The 4003-nt window shown below is 57.1% G+C and carries 5 protein-coding genes; all 5 read left to right on the top strand.

The genetic code is table 11. The features are described 5' to 3' along the window. Nucleotides 1-64 precede the first annotated feature (64 nt). Nucleotides 65-520, top strand: coding sequence for a hypothetical protein (locus VMU57_RS02215; protein WP_325380348.1), 456 nt, complete (start codon nucleotides 65-67; stop codon nucleotides 518-520). 4 nt (nucleotides 521-524) lie between these two features. Continuing rightward, a complete protein-coding gene (locus tag VMU57_RS02210; RefSeq protein WP_325380346.1) occupies nucleotides 525-869 on the top strand; it encodes a hypothetical protein in 345 nt (114 codons plus the stop codon). A 2-nt stretch (nucleotides 870-871) separates the two neighbouring features. Then, nucleotides 872-1090 carry a hypothetical protein gene (locus tag VMU57_RS02205; protein ID WP_325380344.1) on the top strand — a complete coding sequence of 73 codons (219 nt, stop codon included), beginning with the start codon at nucleotides 872-874 and terminating at the stop codon, nucleotides 1088-1090. Continuing rightward, the gene (locus VMU57_RS02200; RefSeq protein WP_325380343.1) at nucleotides 1062-3710 is read left to right on the top strand and encodes a hypothetical protein; all 2649 of its coding nucleotides are present in this window, start codon (nucleotides 1062-1064) and stop codon (nucleotides 3708-3710) included. The genes VMU57_RS02205 and VMU57_RS02200 overlap by 29 nt, the downstream gene beginning before the upstream one ends. After that, on the top strand, nucleotides 3707-4003 hold a 297-nt coding region (locus tag VMU57_RS02195; RefSeq protein WP_325380341.1), incomplete at its 3' end, for a hypothetical protein. The genes VMU57_RS02200 and VMU57_RS02195, both read left to right, overlap by 4 nt.

Below are 4003 nucleotides of genomic sequence, written 5' to 3'. Positions count from 1 at the left end.
CTTTCCTTAGCGTGAGTGGCCTTCTGTCGCTGTTTCGAGCGATGGCGGCGTGAGGAGCAAGGTTATGAGTCTTGATGGGGCCATCACGAACCTCGCATCCTGGGCCGGCAACACCATGATGCCCACGATGGCGGGACTGTTTTTTGCAGGAGCCGTGTATCGCTACAGCAAGGGTGGTCCTTTCGAGCAGCCGTTGTATGGGGGCTTCGCCTCATTAATGTGCTCCGGGATTCTGCGTGCGCTGGAAGGGTTTGTGCAACACGCAGGCGCTACGAATGCTGATGCGTTCTGGATGGCCACGATGAGCCTCGTGAACTGGACGGCTAACGTGATCCTGCCTATGTTCGCGCTCACCCAGTTAGCGGCGATGGCCATGCACATGGGCGGCGTAGTTTCGGAGATTTATCCCGGCTCGACCTGGATCAGAAAGTTCGTCGCGGCCATCGGCGCACTGATGGTTTCGGGAATGGTGCGCCTTGCCGAGTCGATGGTGACGCAAGCGCACGGAATCGGAGGGTAACGCGATGAGTCTCGATATGACGCCTGTTCACCGCAACCTCCACACCAAGGTGACGTTTCTTGGTCTGGAGTTTGAGGACCTGATTCTAGTGCTCGCATTGGCGGCAGTGATGAACCTCCTTGCTCACTTCGTGAATGGGAATGCGCATGTGTTTGGAATTCCGTTGAACGTCTTCATGGAGTTCATCGTGCCGGCGTTGGCCGTGCCGTTCCTGATTTTGTTCAAGTATGGGAGGCCCCGGGGATATCTAACCGACCTCGTGCGTTCATTCTTTGCTCCGAAGGCCTGGTGCGCGCTTGAACGAGATTCGGAACTGACTCAACCTTATGTGGTCGAAGAGGAGGAATGAGGATGCAGGCATCGATCACGACGCAGAGAAGCGGGACGGTCGTCGCGGTTCTCGACGTGGAAGCGGCACGCGTCACGTTCGCATGCGTCATCTTCGCAGCACGCTTTCATGAGGAGATCGCTCCACTCGCACGGATCGTGGAGCAGCAACTGCGTATCGAGGTTGATGGAACTCTAGAGGGAGACCTTAGCTATGCCGGTGACCCAAGCAGAACACGATAGAAGGCTCAAAGTACCGGCAGTGTGCGAGTTGCTGCCTCTGCGCGATCTCCCCCTTGGGGACAACATTATGGTGCGCACCAACGGGGCTTTTGTCGCAGGTTACGAGTTGAGGGGGATCCTCGCGTACTTTGCCACAGATGGTGATCGCAACCAGAACAAGTCGATGCTTGAGGCGCTCTTTCGGAGTGTGCCCGATGTCAGCATGCGCGTTCAGTTCCGGTACGAGATTTCTGAGCATCTCGGAGATCTCCTCAGCAACTACATCCACGAACAGCGAACTGATCAGTCGGAAGTAATGGCCCTCGATGCGCACCGGCTTCAGATGTGGCGACAGAAGGAAAACAGCGGCTTCTTCTTCGAGAATCGGCTGCATGTGTACCTGATCTGGGACCCGCGCATTCACGCCAAGCTCTACCACTCCACTCAACAGAATCGCAGTCTTGGTGGATTCACTGTGAGCCAGAAGAGGGCCATCCAGCGTGCGCGGAAGGAGCACGAGACCTATCTGGCCGAGTTCGAATCCATCCTCCGGGGCATCGAGGGGTCGATGGAGGCGGCCAACCTCGGGCCCCGGAGACTCTCTACACAAGAACTCTTTGAGGAGTTGAAGCATGCGCAGCACCCGATCCGGCGCGACCGGCGGCCGTATGTGCCTCCAGAAGAGATGATCGAGTATCGGAGCGCGAGGTCCCAGGCAGTCGAGGCGAGCATCCTCAACGAAACCGAGACCTACCTGAATATCGATGGGTATCTCTACGCCGTTGTCAGCTTGAAGGAACTTCCCGATGCGACTTTTCCGGGGATGTTGCAGAACTTTTCGACACTTGGCTTTCCGGTTGTCGTCAGTGGGCAGGTTGTGATCCCAGACCAAGTGAAGGTCCTCAAGAGCTACAAAAAGCGCCTCCAGAAGATGACAGCCGCGCAGAAGGATGCCAACGGAAACTTCAAATCGAATCCCGAGGCCGAGGTAGCTCAGGCGCAGCTCATCCAGGTGCAGCGAGACATCATCTCCTCCTCCCTCAAGACGGCCAAGCTCAGTCTTTCCGTCGTGGTGCGCACCTCGCAACCGGCAATCACCTTGCACGATCTCGAACGATCCGAGCGCGAACTTGCTAATCGGACTCAAGAGGTTCTGAACGCCTTCACTCACATGAATGGCGCGAAAGCTGTGGCTGAGACGATCGCCAAGCGGCGGATCTTTCTGGGGACGTTACCGGGCATGGCTGAGGCCGACAAACGCGATCAGGACATGCTTACCTCCAATGCCGCCGATCTTGTCCCTATAGAGATGCCTTGGACCGGGACACGGAGGAGCCCGCTCATTCTCTTTGAGACGCCCTATCGTCAGCTCATCCCGTTCTCGATGTTCGATCCGGATCTGTCCGATGCGAACGGCTTGCTGATGGCGAAAAGCGGCGGCGGTAAAACTCTCGCCGCTCAGCAAATGCTGCTGATGGCCGCGCGCGCGAACCCGCTCATCTCCATCCTCGAACGGGGTGATTCCTATCAGCCATTAGTGGAGCTGATGGGCGGAGAGATGATCGAGATGTCGCTCGACAGCGACCAGACAATCAATCCCTGGGACTTGCCCAGAGGAGAAGGCCAGCCGTCCAACGACCAGATCTCCTTTCTTAAGAACCTCACGCGACACATGCTGGGCGAGAATACGCCGCCCGACCTCGACATCGACTTGCTCGACAGCGTCCTGCTCGAAGCCATCGCCTCAACGTACAAGAGGTGCAGCGCGAAGACCTCAAACCCGATTCCGCTCTTCGGAGATCTGGCCGCGGAACTGGCCCACTGGCAGGATCGGGATCGCAATCAGAAGATCAACGCGATGGCGCAGATGGCTTCGACCAAGCTGCGGGCTTGGGTTGACGAGGGACCTTACGCGCGACTCTTTGACAGGCCAACCACGGTCCAACTGAACAATCCATGGCTCTACTTCAATGTCGAGAAATTAAAAGATGATCTGCGTCTCGAACGGGCCATGAGTCTCTTGATCGCTCACACGGCCACGTACCGAGCATCGGGGATGACTGGTCAGCCAAGCATCGTTCTGCTCGACGAATGCTGGGCGCTGCTGGAGTCGCCTATCCTCGCCAGCGTCGTCGTGCAACTCTTCCGCACAGCCCGCAAACGCAATGCCAGCGTCTGGGGAATCAGCCAGACTCCCGAAGACTTTGTCGGCACACCCGACAAGCCCAATGAGCATGGCGCCGGAATTGTGAAGAATGCGACCACAAAGATCATCGGCAAACAGCCTGGCGACATGACAGCTCTTCGCGAGCATGTCCATCTGAACGAGACGGCGCTGAATCAGATCAAGACCTTCGCTCACCCGAAGAAGGGTCACAGCGCCGAATTCCTGATTGCAATTGGGGAGAAGGCGGAGTCGACGCACGCGATCCGGATTGTTCCCAGCCCCGTGGACTATTGGATCACTACGACATACGCACGTGAACGAGCATTTCGCAAATGGTGGTTGCACCAGCGCCAGTCACTGCCTTTGATCCAGGCCTACGAAGAACTTGCCGCGCAATATCCGAGGGGGCTGGCGGAACTAGCGCCATTGCCGGTCGAGCTTTCCGGAGAGATGCAGGAGGCGATGAGCCAGTGATTGAAAATACCCAACCCGAGATGAAGCCACTCCTGAATGGAGAGCCGTATACGGACGATCAAGGATGCGGCCGAAAGCGGGGTGCCAAGATTCGCTGGGAGAGGAGAGTGCTCATTCTTGTTCTCCTGATCGAGACGTGCTTTGCCCTGCCCAAGCTTGCTAAAGGGCAATTCCTTAGCGTGTTCAACGCGATCTTCAGCTCGATTCAGAACGACATCGGCAGCTCTCTCAAGACCATCAACCAGATTGCCCAACAGATGCAGAAGCTCTATCAAACAACGGTTGCGCCGCTG

Origin of the sequence: Edaphobacter sp., from assembly GCF_035532915.1 — a bacterium.
GTDB lineage: Bacteria > Acidobacteriota > Terriglobia > Terriglobales > Acidobacteriaceae > Edaphobacter.
The sequence above is the reverse complement of the archived record's forward strand: the minus strand, read 5'-3'. Positions and strand labels throughout refer to the sequence as shown.

Bases quoted from the DNA above. Each gene is read 5' to 3' on its own strand.
- VMU57_RS02215 (WP_325380348.1), top strand. From the start codon at position 65: ATGAGTCTTGATGGGGCCATCACGAACCTCGCATCCTGGGCCGGCAAC.
- VMU57_RS02210 (WP_325380346.1), top strand. From the start codon at position 525: ATGAGTCTCGATATGACGCCTGTTCACCGCAACCTCCACACCAAGGTG.
- VMU57_RS02205 (WP_325380344.1), top strand. From the start codon at position 872: ATGCAGGCATCGATCACGACGCAGAGAAGCGGGACGGTCGTCGCGGTT.
- VMU57_RS02200 (WP_325380343.1), top strand. From the start codon at position 1,062: ATGCCGGTGACCCAAGCAGAACACGATAGAAGGCTCAAAGTACCGGCA.